The 18,919-nt window shown below is 44.5% G+C and carries 19 protein-coding genes; 2 read left to right on the top strand and 17 right to left on the bottom strand.

Annotation, left to right across the window (positions count from 1 at the left end; all coding sequences use genetic code 11):
- The first annotated feature begins 1 nt into the window (after position 1).
- Together dapF and RF007C_RS07820 are read left to right on the top strand one after the other, a co-directional pair.
- A complete protein-coding gene (gene dapF / locus RF007C_RS07825) occupies positions 2-847 on the top strand; it encodes a diaminopimelate epimerase (protein ID WP_037298905.1) in 846 nt (281 codons plus the stop codon).
- Positions 840-2,051, top strand: coding sequence for an LL-diaminopimelate aminotransferase (locus RF007C_RS07820; protein ID WP_037298902.1), 1,212 nt, complete (start codon positions 840-842; stop codon positions 2,049-2,051). Before dapF ends, RF007C_RS07820 begins: the two co-directional genes overlap by 8 nt.
- A gap of 41 nt (positions 2,052-2,092) precedes the next feature.
- Here RF007C_RS07820 and RF007C_RS07815 read toward each other — a convergent pair whose 3' ends face one another.
- The 17 genes from RF007C_RS07815 to RF007C_RS07735 form a co-directional block, all read right to left on the bottom strand.
- A complete protein-coding gene (locus RF007C_RS07815) occupies positions 2,093-3,013 on the bottom strand; it encodes an ABC transporter permease (RefSeq protein ID WP_019678538.1) in 921 nt (306 codons plus the stop codon).
- On the bottom strand, positions 3,010-3,828 hold the full coding sequence (locus tag RF007C_RS07810; RefSeq protein ID WP_019678537.1) for an ABC transporter ATP-binding protein: 819 nt from the start codon (positions 3,826-3,828) through the stop codon (positions 3,010-3,012). Before RF007C_RS07810 ends, RF007C_RS07815 begins: the two co-directional genes overlap by 4 nt.
- Positions 3,815-5,011: an ABC transporter substrate-binding protein gene (locus RF007C_RS07805; RefSeq protein ID WP_037298899.1), complete on the bottom strand. Its 1,197-nt coding sequence runs from the start codon at positions 5,009-5,011 to the stop codon at positions 3,815-3,817. The genes RF007C_RS07810 and RF007C_RS07805 overlap by 14 nt, the downstream gene beginning before the upstream one ends.
- Positions 5,012-5,340: 329 nt before the next feature.
- The gene (locus RF007C_RS07800; RefSeq protein ID WP_019678536.1) at positions 5,341-5,796 is read right to left on the bottom strand and encodes an S-ribosylhomocysteine lyase; all 456 of its coding nucleotides are present in this window, start codon (positions 5,794-5,796) and stop codon (positions 5,341-5,343) included.
- Between the two features lie 4 nt (positions 5,797-5,800).
- Positions 5,801-6,967, bottom strand: coding sequence for a pyridoxal phosphate-dependent aminotransferase (locus RF007C_RS07795; protein WP_037298896.1), 1,167 nt, complete (start codon positions 6,965-6,967; stop codon positions 5,801-5,803).
- A 149-nt stretch (positions 6,968-7,116) separates the two neighbouring features.
- On the bottom strand, positions 7,117-8,457 hold the full coding sequence (locus RF007C_RS07790) for a phenylacetate--CoA ligase family protein (RefSeq protein ID WP_019678534.1): 1,341 nt from the start codon (positions 8,455-8,457) through the stop codon (positions 7,117-7,119).
- Between the two features lie 113 nt (positions 8,458-8,570).
- Positions 8,571-9,464, bottom strand: coding sequence for a thiamine pyrophosphate-dependent enzyme (locus RF007C_RS07785; protein WP_037298893.1), 894 nt, complete (start codon positions 9,462-9,464; stop codon positions 8,571-8,573).
- Positions 9,454-10,626, bottom strand: coding sequence for a transketolase C-terminal domain-containing protein (locus RF007C_RS07780; RefSeq protein ID WP_037298890.1), 1,173 nt, complete (start codon positions 10,624-10,626; stop codon positions 9,454-9,456). The genes RF007C_RS07785 and RF007C_RS07780 overlap by 11 nt, the downstream gene beginning before the upstream one ends.
- On the bottom strand, positions 10,623-10,916 hold the full coding sequence (locus RF007C_RS07775; RefSeq protein ID WP_037298889.1) for a 4Fe-4S binding protein: 294 nt from the start codon (positions 10,914-10,916) through the stop codon (positions 10,623-10,625). Before RF007C_RS07775 ends, RF007C_RS07780 begins: the two co-directional genes overlap by 4 nt.
- Positions 10,913-11,428: a 2-oxoacid:acceptor oxidoreductase family protein gene (locus RF007C_RS07770; RefSeq protein ID WP_037298887.1), complete on the bottom strand. Its 516-nt coding sequence runs from the start codon at positions 11,426-11,428 to the stop codon at positions 10,913-10,915. Before RF007C_RS07770 ends, RF007C_RS07775 begins: the two co-directional genes overlap by 4 nt.
- Before the next feature lie 94 nt (positions 11,429-11,522).
- Entirely contained in the window at positions 11,523-12,431 is a 909-nt protein-coding gene (locus RF007C_RS07765) for a LysR family transcriptional regulator (RefSeq protein WP_037298885.1), read from the bottom strand.
- Positions 12,432-12,591: 160 nt separating this feature from the next.
- A complete protein-coding gene (locus RF007C_RS07760) occupies positions 12,592-13,503 on the bottom strand; it encodes a PLP-dependent cysteine synthase family protein (protein ID WP_037298883.1) in 912 nt (303 codons plus the stop codon).
- Positions 13,504-13,513: 10 nt separating this feature from the next.
- Positions 13,514-14,674 (bottom strand): trans-sulfuration enzyme family protein, encoded by a 1,161-nt coding sequence (locus RF007C_RS07755; RefSeq protein WP_037298880.1) that lies wholly within the window; start codon positions 14,672-14,674, stop codon positions 13,514-13,516.
- 60 nt (positions 14,675-14,734) lie between these two features.
- Positions 14,735-15,631: a class I SAM-dependent methyltransferase gene (locus RF007C_RS07750; RefSeq protein ID WP_037298877.1), complete on the bottom strand. Its 897-nt coding sequence runs from the start codon at positions 15,629-15,631 to the stop codon at positions 14,735-14,737.
- Positions 15,632-16,072: 441 nt separating this feature from the next.
- Positions 16,073-16,864: a glycosyltransferase family 2 protein gene (locus tag RF007C_RS07745; protein WP_019678525.1), complete on the bottom strand. Its 792-nt coding sequence runs from the start codon at positions 16,862-16,864 to the stop codon at positions 16,073-16,075.
- On the bottom strand, positions 16,861-17,649 hold the full coding sequence (locus tag RF007C_RS07740; protein ID WP_037298873.1) for a sugar phosphate isomerase/epimerase family protein: 789 nt from the start codon (positions 17,647-17,649) through the stop codon (positions 16,861-16,863). The genes RF007C_RS07745 and RF007C_RS07740 overlap by 4 nt, the downstream gene beginning before the upstream one ends.
- Positions 17,650-17,663: 14 nt before the next feature.
- Positions 17,664-18,836: a hypothetical protein gene (locus tag RF007C_RS07735; RefSeq protein ID WP_037298870.1), complete on the bottom strand. Its 1,173-nt coding sequence runs from the start codon at positions 18,834-18,836 to the stop codon at positions 17,664-17,666.
- Positions 18,837-18,919: the final 83 nt, after the last annotated feature.

The raw sequence follows: 18,919 nt of genomic DNA, 5'->3' as shown, positions 1-18,919 counted from the left end.
CATGAAGTTCACAAAAATGCAGGGGTGCGGCAACGATTATGTTTACATCAACTGCTTTGATGAGACAGTATCAGCTCCCGCAGAACTGGCACGCAAAATCAGTGACAGGCATTTCGGTATAGGCTCAGACGGTCTTGTACTGATCACTCCAAGTCAGAACGCTGACTGTTGTATGCGAATGTTCAATCCTGACGGCAGCGAGTCGGAGATGTGCGGTAATGCTATACGCTGTGTCGCAAAGTACGTATATGACAGAAATATTATCCATAAAAAGCAGATAGCCATTGAGACTCTTGCGGGTATAAAGTTTATAACCGTAAATACAGACGAAAATGACACAGCGCGAACTCTGACGGTAGATATGGGAGCTCCTATAACCGAAGCAACTGAAATACCTGTTATCGCTAATGCTTCCCCTGTTAAAGATCTTAGTCTGTCAGCACACGGCAGAGACTTCACGTTCACTTGTGTTTCAATGGGCAATCCTCATGCAGTTACTTTCATAAACGATGACGTAAGTCTTTTTGACGTTGAACGCTTCGGAAGTGTGTTCGAGAAGGACAATCACTTCCCGCATAAGGCTAATATAGAGTTCGTGAACGTTCTGTCGCCGACTCATCTGAAAATGCGCGTATGGGAACGCGGTACAGGTGAAACTCTCGCCTGCGGAACGGGAACCTGTGCAACAGTTGCTGCAGCATGCCTGAACGGTATCAGTCCCCACGAGGCTGTGAAAGTTGACCTTCTGGGCGGTCAGCTCATAATAGAATGGAATATGGAGGACGGTCACATCTACATGACAGGTCCTGCAGAATTTACTTTTGACGGAGAATATTACTATGGCTAAGTTTAATGAAAACTTTCTGGATTTAAAAGAGAGCTACCTCTTCAGTGAGGTAGCAAAAAGAGTTGCAGCATTTCATCAGAAATGCCCGGACAGAACAGTGATACGACTCGGTATCGGTGATGTTACCCTTCCTCTCGGTAAAACGGTGGTTGAAGCTATTCACACGGCTGCTGATGAAATGGGCAGGGCTGAAAGCTTCCGCGGATACGGTCCCGAACAGGGCTATGACTTCCTTCGTGAAGCTATACAGGCACATTACAGTACATTCGGTGTCTCACTCGACACAGATGAAATATTTGTTTCCGACGGTGCCAAGTCAGACACCGGCAATATCACTGACCTTTTTTCAAAAGAGAATACCGTAATGATACCTGATCCTGTTTATCCTGTCTATGTTGACACAAATACAATGAACGGCAGGAATATCGTCTTTATCAACGGAACTGCCGAAAATGACTTTCTTCCTATGCCTGACAGAAGCGTTCATGCAGATATAATCTATATCTGCTCACCAAACAATCCCACAGGTGCTTGCTACAACAGAACACAGCTCCGTGAATGGGTCGATTATGCTCTTGAAAACGACGCTGTAATACTTTTTGATTCCGCATATGAGTGCTTCATATCAGACAGTGATCTTCCCCACAGCATCTATGAAATAGATGGTGCGGAAAAGTGTGCAGTGGAGTTCTGTTCCCTTTCTAAAACAGCAGGCTTCACAGGCACAAGATGCGGATACACTGTAGTTCCCAAGGCAATAAGATCTGTTACATCAGATGGCAGAGAAATGAGCCTTAACAGAATGTGGAATAGACGTCAGTGCACTAAATTCAACGGAGTTCCATATATCGTTCAGCGAGCTGCCGCTGCTGTTTTCAGTGAGGAAGGCATGAAAGAAGCTCGTAAAATGATCGCTCATTATATGGAAAATGCAAGGATCATCGCTGATACTATGAAACAAACCGGTATCAGTTTCACAGGCGGCATAAACTCCCCCTATATCTGGTTTGAGTGTCCCTTTGGCATGAACAGCTGGGAATTCTTCGATTTTATGCTCGAACGTGCCGGAGTCGTAGGAACTCCCGGGGCCGGCTTCGGTGAGAACGGCACACATTGGTTCAGATTGACCGCATTTAACAGCAAAGAGAACACTGTCGAAGCAATGAGACGTTTTACTGAACTGTTAAATACTGATCCCTCATAAAATAAAAAGCTCCAAAGAACATTAAGTTCTTTGGAGTTTTTTCATCTTTTCCATCTTAAAAGTCTGTTCTGAAGCTTGTTGAACAGGAATGTCACAGCAATTACTACAAATCCAATTACAAGAAGTCCTGTGATAGTGCGTGTATAGTCTCCGAAATCGGAGTAGTATTTTACGTAATATCCCATTCCGTCACGTGCTCCTATCATCTCAGCAGATGTAAGAAGTATGAATGATACGCTCAGCCCCTGATTGCAGCCAAGGAATATCTGCTGCAAGGATGCAGGGAGTATTACTCTGAACAGCATTTCGGGCTTGCTTACATTCAGTACCTTTGCCGAATCTATTATCTTCTTATCAACTCCGAGAACTCCGCTCATCGTACCTGCGAATACAGGCCAGAATGTTGCAAGGAAAATAACAAATACCGAAACTGATTTGAATGTCGGCAGAAGAGCGATTCCGTATGGTATATATACTATTGGCGGAATTGAGCTGAAAAACTTTGTGATATATGTGGCAGCTCCGCCAATCCTTGCGCTCCAGCCTATGAAAAGTCCCAGCGGTATTGCTACAACAGCTGCAAGCAGAAAGCCCTTTATAGTAGTTCCCAGTGAACTGATAATATTTGTAAGTATAGCCGATCTGTCCTCGGTGAACTGATGTATCACCTTGCCCGGAGCCGGGAAAAGCAGATCATTCAGTATGTTATACTTTGCCGTAGCCAGCGACCATATTGCAAGTATTACGTATATAAATCCAGTAATATCAAGGAGAAGTGATAACCCCTCTTCCTTTTTGATAAATGCTGAAACAGCAAGTACGATTATTTCTAGTCCTACTGCAAAAGCAATAAGTGAACCTGTAAATACATCCTTTGTTGAACGGTCCGGAAGAAGCTGTATAAGAAGCAATGCTATAAACAACAGATGCGTTAAACGAAGCCAGCGTTTCTTAAATGTCATAATACCACCTCATCTCCGCCGATACGCTCTGCAATGTCACTGTAAAGAAGTGAAAGCAGTCTGTTACGGAACTTGCCGTACTCGTCTGTCTTAACTAATTCCTCACGTCTGCGCGGACGCTCAAAGGGCACATTCACAACCTCGTTTACTGTACCGGGATGAGCAGTGAGCACAACGATCTTATCCGAAAGCAGTATAGCTTCATCGATATCGTGAGTTACAAAAACTACTGTTTTGCGCTCCTCGGTTCCGTCACCTTCCCAGAGTTTAAGCAGAAGCTCCTGCAATATAACACGGTTCTTGGCGTCGATAGCGCTGAAAGGCTCATCCATAAGGAGTATCTCCGTATTCATGGCTAGAGCACGGGCTATTGCCGCACGCTGCTGCATTCCGCCCGAAAGCTGTGACGGAAATTTGTTACCGAATCCTGTAAGTCCGACTTTTGTGAGAAATTCGTCTGCTATCTTAGCGCGTTCACTGCGCTTGACATCGTGACGGGACTGTTTTATGCCGAACTCGATGTTCTTTCTTGTGGTCATCCACGGGAACAGTGAATAGTGCTGGAAAACAACCCCGCGCTCTGTACCTGTGCCGTGAAGCTCCTTACCGTCTATCTGAACCGTGCCGCCGGCAGGGGCATAAAGCCCCTCCAGGACACTGAGCAGAGTTGATTTGCCGCAACCGCTGGCTCCTATAACGCTTACGAACTCTCCTTTTCCTACGCCGAATGAAACATCATGGAGAGCGTTGAAGCTTCTCTTATTTTCAATATAATTTACTGTGAGATCTTTTATCTCTATTTTATTCGTAGTCATCAAAATGCTCCTTTAATGATGAGTAGATGTCATCGGTATTTTCAGATAAGATGCTTTCAAGAGCCTTCTTGTAGATATCTGTATTATAATGAGGCTCAATATCGTAATCCTCTGTATATCCCAGCTCTACAATAGTATCCTTAAGTGTCAGAGTTCCCTTCTTGTCGGGATCGGGGCTTGAAACACTGTAGCCGCCGTATACCTCTGTATCAATGAAATCTTCATCTATGTCGATATATTTCTTAACGTCCTTGACCGTCTTCTCATGATCGGTCTGTGTAAAGTGGTAAGCCTTTATAAATGCGCGTTCAAGCGCTGTGAATGTATTCGGATTATTGTCCAATGCCGATGTCTTTGCAACCTGACGGCAACAGGGCTGGTTCTGTAACGCCTCTTCATGTGCGCAATAGTAAACCACCTTGTAGCCCTGAGACTTGGCAAGAGAAGTGTATGGCGAGTATGCCGAAGCTGCATCGATGGAGCTGTTAAGAAGCGCTGCATAGGCGTCCTTCTGGCTATCAAAGTATACTATATTCACCTTGTCCTTGCCCTCGCCTATTTCGATATGCGCGTTCTTCAGAAGTATCTGGAGCTCTGCGTCCTGAACACTGTTCTTTACGGAAGCAACATTTCTTCCCTTGAGTATCTCAACTCCAAGTTCGTCCTTATCAGCAAACTCAGGTTTGATAACATAGCCGTGACCGTTTGTCATTGCACCGCCGAAGATCGAAACTTCATGTCCTTGACTCTGGAATGTCAGAGTCGGTACCGAGCCGATAAATGCTACATCAAGTTTATCGGATTCAAGGCCGTTTACAAGTTCAGAAGCGCTTGAAAACTGTGTAAGCGTAACTTTAAGGCCCTCTTCCTTGAAGTAGCCCTCCTCCTGTGCCACAAATGCAAGCAGATGTGCTGTAGAGTTGAGATAACCTATGTTTATGTTTGTTTTTTCGGGCTTTCCGAGGACAGCTTCTGCACTGTCACCGCAGCAGTCAGCAACGTCGTCCTTGCAGCAGTCATTATCTTTATCCTTACAGCAATCATCTGTTTCATCAGCAGCTGTTGCCTCTGTCTTTGTCTCGTTATCAGTCTGTGTTCCCTGTGTGTTGTTATTGAATGCACTGCATCCTGTAAGCAGTGAAACAGCTGCAATAACGGAAATAAAGCTTATCTTCTTTTTCATATTTATCTACCTCATAATATATTTTTTCTCATATCCTCTTATTTTCAATTCTTTTCAGCAACATCGCATTCGTTCAGAATTCATAATACATCTGATCTTTCTCATTTTTATCACTCCTATGTTTTTCTATGTTTTAATCATACCATACAGATAGGTTTTTGTCCAATACGAATGGACTATATATTCTAATAGGTTATGGTTATATGTTTTCTTGCAGCATTTCTGCTTGACTATCTGGCAATATAGCGTAATATATTACAGCTTAGCGCCCCATGCTCCGAAGCATAAAATAAGGCCGCATGGATTATTCCCTGCGGCTTTATGATATATCAGTAATTTAATTTATCAGTGGTATATCCTTTCAGGACATCAATCATATCACTTGCAACTGATTTTGCACCTTCAAGGTCATGCAAAAGATAGTTGCCGCACTCCCTGCGCTCAGAACCCGGTATCTTACCGCTGAAATCTGCCACGAAACGGAAGCTGTCCTGCACAAGACGTATCGCCTGTTCATGCGTTACCGTGTCTCTGAGGATAAGGTAAAAACCTGTCAGGCAGCCCATCGGACCAACGTAGATCACACTTTCAGAGAACTCGCTGTTACGTGCGTAGGTTGCAAATAAATGCTCAAAAGTATGCAGGGCTCCATTGCTGAGGTAATCTCCGCCGTTTGGCTTCTTCATACGTATATCATAGGTCACGGCATCACCGTCGATACGGGAGATATACATTCCCTTTTCCAGCTTGTCGTGATCTACTGTAAAGCTTGCTATCTTTTTCATTCTTTCACTCCTTCGGCATTTTCTTCCTTATGTCGTTAAGACGTTCAAGAGCATTTTCCAGCGTCTCGTTCTTCTTAGCGTAGTGGAAACGAATATAGCGGTTCTCTGGCTCCTTGAAGAAGCTTGAACCCGGAACTGCTCCCACTCCAACATATTCAGCCAGCTTTTCGCAGAAGACAAGATCGCTCTTGTACCCGAACTCCGAAATATCGAGAAGTATGTAATAAGCGCCCTGCGGAACTGTGTGCTGTATGCCTATACGATCAAGACCTCTAAGAAAAAGATCGCGCTTTTCTGTATACTTGTCCTGTAACCACCTGTAGTAATCGTCACCGAAACGAAGGCCTGTAACAGCTGCTTCCTGTAATGGTGCAGCAGCTCCTACTGTAAGGAAGTCGTGGACTTTTTTTACGGTGTCGATTATATGAGGCGGAGCGATTACGTAACCAAGTCTCCAGCCGGTGATCGAATAGGTCTTGGATAAAGACGAGCAGGAAATAGTTCTCTCCCACATATCGGGAAGTGAAGCAAAATATACGTGCTTGTGAGGAGCGTAAACTATATGTTCGTATACCTCGTCGGTGATAACGAAGGTATCGTATTTCTTTGCGAGGTCTGCTATTATCTGCAATTCTTCGAGAGTGAATACCTTTCCGCATGGATTGGAAGGATTACAGAGTATAAGCGCCTTTGGATGCTGCTTGAAAGCAGCTTCAAGGACATCTGCATCAAAACTGAACTCAGGCGGTATAAGAGGTACATATATGGGCTCAGCTCCGGAGAGAATGGTATCAGCACCGTAATTCTCATAAAACGGTGAAAATACGATGACCTTGTCACCGGGGGTTGTAACGGACATCATTGCAGCCATCATGGCTTCAGTGCTTCCGCAGGTGACTACTATTTCGCCGTTGGGATCGATATTTCTTCCCATAAGGCGTGACTGTTTTTCCGCAAGAGCTTCACGGAAATTCTGAGCTCCCCATGTTATGGAATACTGGTGGAAATCCTCACGTGTGACTTCTGCAAGGCGGTCGAGTATCTCTCTCGGCGGCTCAAAATCGGGAAAGCCCTGAGAGAGATTGACTGCGCCGTATTTATTTGAAATTCTCGTCATGCGTCTTATGACGGAATCGGTAAATGTAGCTGTACGGTTTGAAAGTTTTGGCATAATCGTCCTCCATAGAATGCTTGTAGGGGCCGCCTTTGGCGGTACGATTTTGCTAAAGGAGTGAACGGACGCCCAAATGGCGCCCCTACATTGCAAATGATATACAAACGGGGTCGATGTGGGCATCGACCCCTACAATTATACAATAATCAGATAGAGTAGTCAATATTTCTCTCGTCAATAACACGTCTTGACTTATGTTCAGAACGTGTATTAAGTCCGCCGTCAGGATGAATAACTACTCTTGCAGGCTTAACGCCGATACGAGCTTTAAGTGCTGCGCTTACCTCTGCTGCAACTGTATCATCGTCCTTGTCAACACCTGTTGCCTTCTCGACCTCAACAGCATATTTGCTTGTGAAGTCCTTCTCGAAGATACGGATGAGGTACTCACCTGTCAGATCACTCTGCTCACGGATAACTGCTTCGATATCGCTTGGGAATACATTAACAGCGGAAACAATGAACATATCGTCCTTTCTGCCCAGGATATGAATCCTGCCGTGTGTACGTCCGCATTTGCAGGGTGTGATGTCGATGCGTCCGATATCGCCTGTCTTGAAGCGGATAAGAGGACGAGCGTGCTTGCGGAGAGTTGTAAATACCAGCTCACCTGTCTGACCGGGTTCAAGGACCTCGCCTGTGTGGATATCAACTGTCTCAACGAGAATGTGATTTTCTGCAATGTGAAGTCCGTCATGGTAGTCGCACTGTGCAGCGCAGGCACCGAAAATATCGGAGAGGCCATAGAAGTCGAATACCTCAGCTCCCCAGATGTCCTCGATAGCCTTTCTTGTAGCGTCGATAGAGCCGCCAAGCTCACCTGCAACGATAATCTTCTTGATGTTAAAGTCCTTCTTGGGATCATAGCCTGCTTTGAGTGCCTTTTCACCCAGCTGCCATGCGTAGGAAGGTGAAGTCCAGATAACTGTAGGCTGATATGTCTTTAAGATGAAGAGAAGTCTCTCGCTGGGGAGAGTACCGCCCCAGATACATAATGCTCCGAGGTTCTGTGCGCCGATTACGTCGGGGCCGCCAACGTACAGTGAGAAGTTAAGAGCGTGTACGTAACGGTCGTTTGGCCTCATTCCTATCTGCCAGAACCAACGGCTCTCAGTGTCCTGAAACTCGTCAAAGTCCTTCTTTGTGAAGGGGCTCATTGTAGGAACACCTGTTGAACCAGATGATGTGGAAATGAACACTACATCTTCTTCGGGTACAGCTGCAAGCTCTCCAAGGAATGAACCAACGCCCTGAGTGTCACGCTGAGTTTTCTTGTTTATGAACGGGAACTTCTCAATGTCCTTGAGAGTCTTTATGTCCTCGGGCTTAACGCCTGCCTCATCAAAGGAGCGCTTGTAGTAGGGAGCATTATCGTATGCAAACTTAACAATCTCCTTAAGATCTTCAAGCTGACGTTTCTCCAGTTCCTCACGGGGAAGGGTTTCAAGTTCCTCATTCCAGTATTTGTTGTTAATATCTCTGCTCATTGTATTTATCCTCCAATATCATATATTTCATATCTGTTTGGTATGATTATATTATACAGCACATTTCTGTATTTGTCCAATACCAATGGATTATGATGAGTTATAGGATATTTTTATAACTCGAAATTCTTGTTTATAAACTCCCACTTCTTATCGCGGGAGGCTGTGATTATCTGTATATCCTCATCTGTGAGATGCTTAAAGCGCCCCTGCTTTTTAAGATAAGCCGAAACATCTGTGAACTCCTTTGGCTTGTGGTTCAGCTTGAATGTACCGTTTTCGTACTCGGCAAGATACCACAGTCCACAGTCAACTACTTCCTTTGCGATGTCAACTGTTTCATCAGGAGCAACTCCCCATCCTGTGGGACATGGCGCGATAACGTGAATATACTTTGTTCCCTGTATCTGTGAAGCCTTCTGCATCTTCTGTATGAAGTCGTAGATATAACCAACACTTGCAGTTGCAGCGTATGGGATATCATGTGCCGCAGCTATCTCAAACATATTCTTCTTAGGTCTGATATTTCCATGTATGTTCTTTCCTGCGGGAGTGGTTGTAGTCTTAGCACCGAAAGGCGTAAGACCGCTTTTCTGTATGCCTGTGTTCATGTAGGCTTCATTGTCGTAGCATATATAAATGATGTTGTCATTGCGGTCGATAGCTCCCGAAAGAGCCTGTATGCCGATATCCGCAGTACCGCCGTCACCTGCAAAGCCTACTGCTGTAAAGTCCTTGTATCCTCTTGCGCGGAGACCTGCCTCAACTCCCGTAAGCATGGAAGCTGTTCCTGCGAAGGTGGAGATTATGGAATTGTTTGAGAAGCAAAGCTGCGGGAAGTTAAAGCCCACCGCCGACATACAGCCTGCGGGAAGCACCGATACTGCATTAGGTCCGAGGACTTTCAGTGCTGCTCTTACTGCAAGGCTTCCGCCGCAGCCTGCACAGGCTTTGTGTCCGTAGAAAAATTCCTCACGTGAGATGCTCTCTGCGACCTTATTTGCCATTGTCCTCGCCTCCTATTCCGATAAAATTGACACTTCCCGTGCCCCTTGCAATACTTGTATAGATATTCTCAATGTCCCCTGCTGAGATATTTCTTCCGCCCAGACCGCCGATGAAGTTGTATTCCTTGACTTCAATGCCAGCCTTTTTCAGTGCGGAATTCACATTGGTGAAGACCGTACCCTCGTTACCGAAGCTGATATCCTTTTCAAGAACTGCATATGCCTTGACGTTTTTCAGAACATCAGAGATCTCCTTATTCGGGAAAGGTCTCATGTAGCGTATGCGAACTACGCCTGCTTTTACACCTCTATCGCGGAGCTTATCCGCAGTTTCACGGCAAAGACCTGCAATACTTCCGAGTGTAACGATGATATAGTCGGCGTCATCTGTTCGGTAATTCTCGGTGAGACCTGTGTATTGCCTGCCGAATATCTCAGCGAATTCCTTTTCGGTCTCATTGATGACCTCAGCTGCCGCAAGAAGTCCCTTGTGCTCCTTGTACTTGAAGATGTAGTTGGTATCGGGACCTGCGGAGAACGCCATATTTTTCGGGTTATCGAAGTCTATTCGGTTGTCTGTCTCGTATGGCGGCAGGAAGCTGTCTGCCTGTTCATGTGTGGGAATGTCAACAGTCTCGTATGTATGTGTGAGGACGAAGCCATCCAGATTTGCCATATAGGGGGTCTGCACACGCTTATCCTCTGCGATCTTGTAGCTCATCAGTGCGAGGTCAAGAGCCTCCTGTGCATTTTCGGCGTAGGACTGTATCCAGCCGCTGTCAAGCTGTGAAAGGCTGTCACGCTGATCGCCATAGATGTTCCACGGAAGTGCTGTGGAGCGGTCGGCGTTCATCATAACAATGGGAAAGCGTCCACCGGCAGCATAATAAAGACATTCAGCCATATAAAGAAGTCCTTGTGATGAGGTCGCTGTAAATGCTCTTGCACCTGCGGCACTTGCTCCGATAGCACATGAGAGTGCGGAATGCTCGGACTCAACGTGTATATATTCGGCACTGAGACTACCGTCCTCTACCATTTCCGAAAGGCGCTCAACAACTATAGTCTGGGGAGTTATGGGGTATGCGGATATGACCTGGGGACGTGCAAGGCGTATGCCCTCGGCAAATGCTTCATTGCCTGATAAAAATTTCTTGCTCATTTGCGTTCCGCCTCCATTTCTATTGCCTTTATTTTACAGATCTTAGCACATATTCCGCAGCCCTTACAGAAGTCGTAATCAATTTCCGCTTTTCTGTCCCTTATTGAAATAACTCCGTCGGGACAGTAAAGATAGCACTGCTCGCATCCCACACATTTTGCGGTATCAATAACAGGTCTGATACTTCTCCAGCCGCTGTTGACGGTGGTAAGATAGCCTGCTTCAAAGGATGTATTCTCAGGAACTTCATCGAATGTGAAGTCTTTTTTTTCTCTGATATAAGGTCTCATTCTGCCACCTCCTGCACAGCTTTAAGAAGTGCGCTTATGTTGCGCTCCTGTATTTTGGCAGGCATATAACCCTTGATTGCCTCAACTGCTTCATCTGCCGCAACAATGCCCGAAAGTCCCACAAGAAGTCCGAACATTACTGTATTTACAGTAGGAAGTCCGAACTCAGCAGCAATTTTTTCAGCTTCAAATGTGAGTACATCTTCTATGTTATTTTTTGAATTTACAATGATCTTTCCGTCATCTTTCAATAGTCCAAGTAGCTGAGGACCGAACAGGGTATCATCAAGGATAACAATATAATCGGCCTTTTCAGTCTGGCTTCTGTCAACAACGGGCTTTGTGTCCAGCTTTGTGAAGGCTCTGACGGGAGCTCCTCGTCGCTCGGGACCAAAAGACGGAAATGCCAGTGCATATTTCTCATTATCTCTTATTGTAAAGGCTGCTCCGAGTAACTTTGCTGCGGTAAATGCGCCCTGTCCGCCTCGTCCGAGCCATACTATTTCTGCCATAACACTTCTCCTATCGTTTTAGTATGTTTTAATTATACACCTGTCCGCATAATCTGTCCAATACAGGACTCTTATGCGGAGCTATAGGTAAAAGCTATATGTTGAGATAAGACTTTATTTCCTCAATATATATATCTGCCATCTCGCTAAGTATAACGTTTTTAAGCGTTATATAGCCTATCTCCATGATCTCATCGGAATCATCATCAAAGGGAACAGCTATATAATCTGAACCGTTGAGCTCCTCGCAGATAATGCCCGAACACAGAGTATATCCATTCAGACCTATCATCAGATTGAGCATTGTAGCACGGTCATTGGCCTTGATAGTACGCTGGTAGTCTGCTGTACTGAGCAACTCTTCTGCCAGATAGAAGGTGCTGTTATCGCCTTGCTCAAATTGCAGACACGGGTAGTCCGCAAGCTGCTCAAAGGTTATCTTTTTGTCCTTTGCAAGCGGGTGACCTTTCCAGAGGTAAACAAAGGGCCTGCACTTGGTCAGCGTGTGGAACTCCAGCCCGTTGGAGTGAAGCAGCTTTGTTATAGACTTACGGTTGAAGTCATTGAGGTAGATGATACCTATCTCGCTTCTCATAGTCGCAACATCGTTTATGACCTCGGCAGTCTTGGTCTCGCGGACTGCAAACTCGTACTCCGCAGTGTCGAACTCCTTGACCATTTCCACAAAGGCTTTTACCGCAAAGGAATAGTGCTGAGTGGAAACTCCGAACTTCTTCTTAACATTTCCCTTACTGATGTATTTCTCTGCAAGTACATCGAACTGTCCCACCACCTGACGGGCGTACTGAACGAACTCAGTTCCGTCGTTGGTCAGAGTAACTCCCCTGCCGCTGCGGTTGAATATCTTTATGCCTATCTCCTTTTCAAGCTCCTGTACCGAAGAAGTAAGAGACGGCTGTGAAACATAAAGCTGTTCCGCAGCCTTGTTCATCGAGCCTGTCGAAGATATTGCAATTATGTATTTAAGCTGCTGTAAAGTCATTGTTTACCTCCGTTTTATTCTCATTTGAGTATATGCGGGCGCTCGGAAAGTGCCCCTACATTCGGTTCGTGTTATTTTGATTGTCAGGCGCAGACTGCCAAAGGCAGCCCCTACACATAGTTCTTAGCACTTAGTTTTTCTGCTTTCTACTCACTAATCTTTAATTAAAGAGTCCTGTGCTGAAGTAGCGGTCACCGCGGTCGGGAAATACAGTTACGATATTTCCCTTTGCGCCGCTTTCTATAAGTTTGATTACTGCCGCCATTGCCGCTCCCGATGAGGAACCTGCAATGATGCCTTCCTTTGTGGCAAGCCGTCTTGCCGTATTGAATGCTTCGTCGTCGTTCATCTTAATAACACTGTCCACAAGGGACATATCCATGGTCTCGGCTATAAAATCATTGCCTATGCCTTCGATGTTATAGTCAGAATGCTCTCCGCCGCCCATTGTTGAACCAACGGGATCCGCGAGCACACCCTTTGCAGAAGGAACACGCTCCTTGATATAGCGGAGTATTCCGGTATAAGTTCCGCCGCTTCCTGCGCCTGCTACAACATAGTCAATGTGACCGTCAAGAGCCTCATATATCTCCCGTCCTGTAGTCTCATAGTGAGCGAGTGGATTACTCTGGTTCTTGAACTGCTCCAGCGATATAGAACCGGGTATATGAGCCTTTATCTCCTCAGCCTTTGCAACAGCACCCAGCATACCAAGCTCGCGGGGAGTATTCACTACCTCAGCACCAAGGGCGCGGAGCAAGGATTGCTTCTCAGTTGAGAACTTAGTAGGAACTACAAATATGATATTATAGCCGCGGTTCAGTGCCGCAAAGGCTATACCAAGTCCTGTGTTGCCTGCTGTAGCTTCAACGATAGTGCCGCCCGGTTTCAGAAGACCTTTTTTCTCTGCATCGTTTATCATGTAAAGTCCTGTGCGGTCTTTTACGCTGCCCGAGGGATTGTAGAGCTCAAGCTTTGCGAAGACATTTACGCCCTCAGCCTTAACTATATTTCCCAGTCTCACCAGCGGAGTATTTCCGATTAGAGCCTGCATTGAATCATAGTATCTCATATCTATTATCTCACTTTCTCTCGGATTTTGCAATAGCATTTTCAATATCTGCAAGAATATCATCAATATTTTCAATACCCACCGATAAACGGATAAGTCCGTCGGTTATACCAACTTTCTTACGTATATCCGCAGGTATGGATGCATGAGTCATTGTTGAGGGATGGCATACAAGTGATTCAACGCCGCCAAGGCTCTCTGCCAGTGAGACAAGCTCAAGGCTCTCGAAGAAGGTGTTTATATCGTAGTTCTCATGGAGCTCAAAGGAGATCATTGCGCCGCCGTTTTTAGCCTGTCTGCGGTTTATCTCATAACCCTGAGCTGTCTCAAGTCCGGGATAATAAACCTTTTTTACTGCCTTGTGTTCCAAGAGCAGTTTCGCAACTTTTTCTGCGTTCTCAACGTGTCTGTCCATGCGGACTGCAAGAGTTTTTATGCCGCGGATAAGCAGGAAGGAGTCGAACGGTCCGAGGACTCCGCCTGTGGAGTTCTGTATAAAAGCTATCTTCTCAGCAAGCTCCTGTGTGCTTACAACAACAAGTCCTGAGACAACGTCGCTGTGTCCGCCGAGGTACTTTGTAGCGCTGTGAACTACTATATCCGCGCCAAGTTCAAGGGGCTTCTGCAAATAAGGTGTCATGAATGTGTTATCAACAATGACCAGAAGACCGTGACGATGAGACACCTCTGCTACAGCTCTTATATCTGTGACTGTCATAAGCGGATTTGCGGGGCTCTCGATGATGACTGCCTTTACGTCATCGTTTATCTGGCTTTCATACACTGAAAGATCTGTAGTATCAGCGATAGTGTAGGTGATGTCAAAGTGGTCGAATACCTTGCTCAGAAGACGGAATGTACCACCGTATACGTTACTGGAGATCAGCACTCTGTCTCCGCTGTGCAGCAGACTGAGAACTGCCGTAAGTGCTGCCATTCCCGAACCAAAAGCAAAGCCTGCAACTCCGCCTTCAAGATCGTTTATCAGGGCTTCAAGAGCCTCGCGGGTGGGATTACCGGTACGCGAATACTCATAGCCGCGCATTTTTCCGAGACCGTCCTGCTTGTATGTGGAAGTCTGATAAATCGGAATATTCACAGCGCCTGTGCGTTCGTCAATGGATATTCCTCCGTGGATAAGTGTAGTTTCTGTATTTTTATAGTTGATCATAATTATTTCTCCTTTTGGGTTCTGTAGGGGAGGGTGAGCTCCCCTACATCTATTAAATGTTTATTCGTAGTCATAGCCTGCGGTGTATGTCGCCGATATCAGGCTCACATTTTCAAATGCCTTCAAGCCGTCCGCTCTGCCGTCAAAGTATTCCTTCTGCACCTTTTCGGGTGGCATATATGTGTCTATCTGGAAGCCCAGTCCGTAGAGTGCACGTGAGACATCATTGTAATCATAGCCGCCGCGCATTACCTCTCCGAGGGCTTCTGTCATAAGTTCAAGCCGTTCAACTCTTCTCGGGAACCTTCCTGTTTTTATCGGATAATCAAAAACTACGGCGCTACCAAGAGCTGAAAGCTCGGCCATCTGCTTCAATGTATCCGTAAAAACGTCCAGTGTCAGGTAATATGTAACTCCAAGTATGCTGAAAAATGTCTTTTTCTCAGTATCAAACCCTGCTGCAAGGAGCTTGTCGCACATTCGCTCTTTTTCAAAATCAACAGGTACATAATGAACATTCCTGCGGATATTCCATTCAAGCTCCCTGATCTTTTCAAGCTTGTAACGCTGTGTATCGGGATGATCTATCTCGAATACCTCAATGTCCTCATTGTCATTTCGGAAGGAAAAGGTATCCGAACCAGCTCCGCAGATAACATATTGTATCTTGCCGTTTTCCTTTGCGAAATCCGCAAGTCTGCTCTCGTTGAAGTGTATTCTCGACAGTGGTATAGGAGCAAAGTACTCACTTATTATCTGCTCCGTATCCTCTTTTGAAAACTGCATCGTTCCATCAAGACCGCCGCTTATAAGATCGTAAATGTTGTCGTACTCCTCCTTACCGAGCATATCATATGCAAGGTAGTCGTCATATATCTTATGCCGCGCCCTGTTTGAGTGCCATGCTCTCACAAATGCGCATATCTTAGCAGTAACGCTTTCTCTTTCATTGACCATAATTTCCTCCGAAAAATAAAAAAAGCGCAGAATGACATTCGCATTCCACGCATGATGAATAAACTCGATGATGTTCAGGATAAGATGCAACATCGCTGAGCACAAGCACGCAGAATACGTTCATATATCATGTAACACATACAACAACAAATCATATTTTTTCTCATGTCCAGCACTCCTTTTTCTTAATTACTTGTATTCCTATCGGAACTGTATGTATTATATCATGATTATCATATAATGTCAATAGGTCAAGACTATATTCGGCAATAGCTATAGAATTAACCTATTATTTTGATATGTTTTATAGTATTTGTCATCTTTCGTCTGAAAAATCAAGGCTCTCTGCTGCGTTTTCTGCCTACTGAAGATATAAAACGGGTAAAAAACAAAACGCAAGTAAAGGTCATTTCCTCTGCTTGCGTTCTTGAATACATATTATTACGGATTATACTTTCCGCGCATATTATTGCCGAGAATTTTCAATAATTCCCAGTTTCCTTTAAAAAAGCTTATTTTAGTCGGCACCTTGCCCTTTGCAGGATATGAACGTGTTACAGGTATCTCGCAAACCTTCATACCCAGCTGAGATGCTCTTACCGAAAGATATGCAAGAAGTTCATACGTTTTGAAGATGTCGCGCAAGGGCAATACTCTGCTGTCACTAAGATACTTTGCAGAATATGCACGGTAAGCGTTGGTAGTATCTGTAAAACGATGGTGCGCAGTCAATGATATAACAGGTGCGTGCAGCAAACGAAGCGCAATAAGTCTTGAAATGGGTGTATTAATCGCCTTGCCGCCTTTTACGAATCTGGATCCCTGTACAAAATCATATCCTTCTTCCAGCTTCCTGACGAACTCAGGAACATTCTCTATGCTGTCCTTATTATTGCCGTCAATAGTAATAATTCCTTTATACTGACGTTCAAGTGCCCAGCTTATACCCATTCTGAACTGTGCTCCCTGCCGGCCTGTATCCTGCTTCACAAGAAGAGTATTGACATGGAGCTTTTTCAGGCGGCTTTCTTCTGTACAGCCGTCAGTCGAACCGCCGTCACAAATAACTATATCCGCTTTTTCGTAGATTTTATGTGCACAGCCTCTTTTAAGCTCCTTGATTATGCGCTCTCCTTCATTGATTATGGGTATAAGAACCACATAATCCTTGGTTCTGGGCTCGTACTCAAAGCATTCGTATTTCGGAACTCCGTTTTTAGCTTCAACTATCATGAAAAGACCTCACTAACGTATTTTATAACCGATGTCACTGAATCGATATCATCAGTACACTTCATTTCTATTGAAATATATCTGTCATAACCTTCCTCAAGGAGCAAACTCATCAATTCCCTGTGAAGACCTCGCTCACATACGGGAACAAGAAAAGGTTCGCTTATATGTACATGGTTTATAAGACCTACATTTCCCTTTAAAACAGAAATATCCTCTTTATTTTCAATCACGGTGCCGAGATCAAGATTGAGCTTTATCCCGGCGGAACCTACTTCACGGATAAGCTCCAGTGCCGAAGCGGTTGTGTTTATGTAGTTGGTCTGGTAAATTGCAGGATTTGCCTCAATACCTATAACAGTTTTTTTGCTGACCGCATATTCTCCAAGAGCTCTGAAGAAATCTATTCCGACTGTCAGATCGCTGTTATCGTCAACACATCTGTTTTTAGGACAGCCAAACACAAGGTTTCCGCAATCCAGAGCAGCCGCAAAGTCAACAGCTTTTTTTGTATAATCCAGAAGAACCTGCCTTTCATCAGGAGTACCGAAAAGCTTTTCTGTTCTTCCGTACCATATAGACTGCATAGAGGAGATTCTAAATCCATACTCCTTCCTTATACCGCCGAACCATTCCGCCGCTTCACCGATATTGTCATAGGGAGCAGCTGGTATTATCCTTGTAGGAGCGATCTCAAGACCTGTAAAACCATACCTTTTCATAATATTGTATACGTTCTCATCGTCTTTACTGCTCCACGCAATATTTGAAATTGAAAGCTTCATTGCAAATCTCTCCCTTATTTTACAAGACTAAATCTTATTTTACTTTTATTTGACATATCATTTCCGTCATTTTCCACGCAAACACGTATATGACTCAGAACTGCATCTGCTGCACAGTAAACACAGACTTGTGCAAAACCGATATAAAATACGATGAAGTTTATATGCACATGAATAAACGAATGTGACTTGGCAAGTACGATCCATGATAAAGCTGAAATTAATTGTATAACCACAAATGTAGCTTTGATCCTGACATCTTTCCTGAAAAAGACTTTCTGAATCAGAACCGATAAAACACCTGCCGCCAGAAGCATTGTGATCTTTTTACCATCAGGCAGGCTCCAGAAATACTTCTTCAATACCGCCCACACAGAAGCATTCAGTGAATCCGCATAAACAGGTTCATACTCAGCATAATTTCCGAATGTTCTTCTTTCCACAAGGTAATACTTGAAGAACTTAAAACCTTTTATGAGATCACCTTCGCCGTATCTGTACGACTGGAAAAGCATAACTGCAATAAAGCCCATAAGCATACATAATCCCGAAATTATAATGCAGTAAGTCAGCTGACGTCTTTTTTCCTTTTTTATAAGCCACTCAGCGATCAGAAAGGCTTCTCCGGAAAGCATTATGGTTGAGATATATTCATATCCGCACAGACATTTTACAACCATTGCAATAAAAAAAAGAGGGTAGATAAGCTTCCTTTTATCTTCGTGATTAACACACATCAATCCCAGCATTATCGGAACTAACCAGGTGAACATTGCCCAGTACAGATTAGGAGCAAAGTCATATACCCAGTGTGAATAGATCAGCACGATCCATGAGCATACAGCAGGAAGAAGTCCATAGTGTTTTTTTATCCCGGCTGCGATAAGAAATGTCAAAAAAACAGTTAAAAGACAGAAGACAGCTCTCATTACACCGACTGTACCGGAAGATTTTATAACACGCGCAATGAAACAGCAGAAGTATCCCTGAAGCCCAAACTGGGATATATAGGACCCATAGGTATATTCATGCCTGTTCATTTCAATATCATTCTCTTTGAAATAATTATAATAAAACGTTTCTCCAACTTCGGCAGAAAAAGAACCAAGTCCGTATTGACTGTTGTCAAACTCTTTATCGTTTACCTCTGCAAGCATAGGAACGGAAACAAGACTTTCGGAATCCATCTGGAACAACGGCTCCGCTTTAAGCATCATAAGTACACATGTCGAAATAATTACTAATGCAGAAAATATAATACAATGTTTTT

The organism is Ruminococcus flavefaciens 007c, from assembly GCF_000571935.1.
Lineage (GTDB): Bacteria > Bacillota > Clostridia > Oscillospirales > Ruminococcaceae > Ruminococcus > Ruminococcus flavefaciens_F.
This window is presented reverse-complemented; position numbering and strand designations above follow the sequence as displayed.

Bases quoted from the DNA above. Each gene is read 5' to 3' on its own strand.
- dapF (WP_037298905.1), top strand. From the start codon at position 2: ATGAAGTTCACAAAAATGCAGGGGTGCGGCAACGATTATGTTTACATC.
- RF007C_RS07820 (WP_037298902.1), top strand. From the start codon at position 840: ATGGCTAAGTTTAATGAAAACTTTCTGGATTTAAAAGAGAGCTACCTC.
- RF007C_RS07815 (WP_019678538.1), bottom strand. From the start codon at position 3,013: ATGACATTTAAGAAACGCTGGCTTCGTTTAACGCATCTGTTGTTTATA.
- RF007C_RS07810 (WP_019678537.1), bottom strand. From the start codon at position 3,828: ATGACTACGAATAAAATAGAGATAAAAGATCTCACAGTAAATTATATT.
- RF007C_RS07805 (WP_037298899.1), bottom strand. From the start codon at position 5,011: ATGAAAAAGAAGATAAGCTTTATTTCCGTTATTGCAGCTGTTTCACTG.
- RF007C_RS07800 (WP_019678536.1), bottom strand. From the start codon at position 5,796: ATGAAAAAGATAGCAAGCTTTACAGTAGATCACGACAAGCTGGAAAAG.
- RF007C_RS07795 (WP_037298896.1), bottom strand. From the start codon at position 6,967: ATGCCAAAACTTTCAAACCGTACAGCTACATTTACCGATTCCGTCATA.
- RF007C_RS07790 (WP_019678534.1), bottom strand. From the start codon at position 8,457: ATGAGCAGAGATATTAACAACAAATACTGGAATGAGGAACTTGAAACC.
- RF007C_RS07785 (WP_037298893.1), bottom strand. From the start codon at position 9,464: ATGGCAAATAAGGTCGCAGAGAGCATCTCACGTGAGGAATTTTTCTAC.
- RF007C_RS07780 (WP_037298890.1), bottom strand. From the start codon at position 10,626: ATGAGCAAGAAATTTTTATCAGGCAATGAAGCATTTGCCGAGGGCATA.
- RF007C_RS07775 (WP_037298889.1), bottom strand. From the start codon at position 10,916: ATGAGACCTTATATCAGAGAAAAAAAAGACTTCACATTCGATGAAGTT.
- RF007C_RS07770 (WP_037298887.1), bottom strand. From the start codon at position 11,428: ATGGCAGAAATAGTATGGCTCGGACGAGGCGGACAGGGCGCATTTACC.
- RF007C_RS07765 (WP_037298885.1), bottom strand. From the start codon at position 12,431: ATGACTTTACAGCAGCTTAAATACATAATTGCAATATCTTCGACAGGC.
- RF007C_RS07760 (WP_037298883.1), bottom strand. From the start codon at position 13,503: ATGAGATACTATGATTCAATGCAGGCTCTAATCGGAAATACTCCGCTG.
- RF007C_RS07755 (WP_037298880.1), bottom strand. From the start codon at position 14,674: ATGATCAACTATAAAAATACAGAAACTACACTTATCCACGGAGGAATA.
- RF007C_RS07750 (WP_037298877.1), bottom strand. From the start codon at position 15,631: ATGGTCAATGAAAGAGAAAGCGTTACTGCTAAGATATGCGCATTTGTG.
- RF007C_RS07745 (WP_019678525.1), bottom strand. From the start codon at position 16,864: ATGATAGTTGAAGCTAAAAACGGAGTTCCGAAATACGAATGCTTTGAG.
- RF007C_RS07740 (WP_037298873.1), bottom strand. From the start codon at position 17,649: ATGAAGCTTTCAATTTCAAATATTGCGTGGAGCAGTAAAGACGATGAG.
- RF007C_RS07735 (WP_037298870.1), bottom strand. From the start codon at position 18,836: ATGGATTCCGAAAGTCTTGTTTCCGTTCCTATGCTTGCAGAGGTAAAC.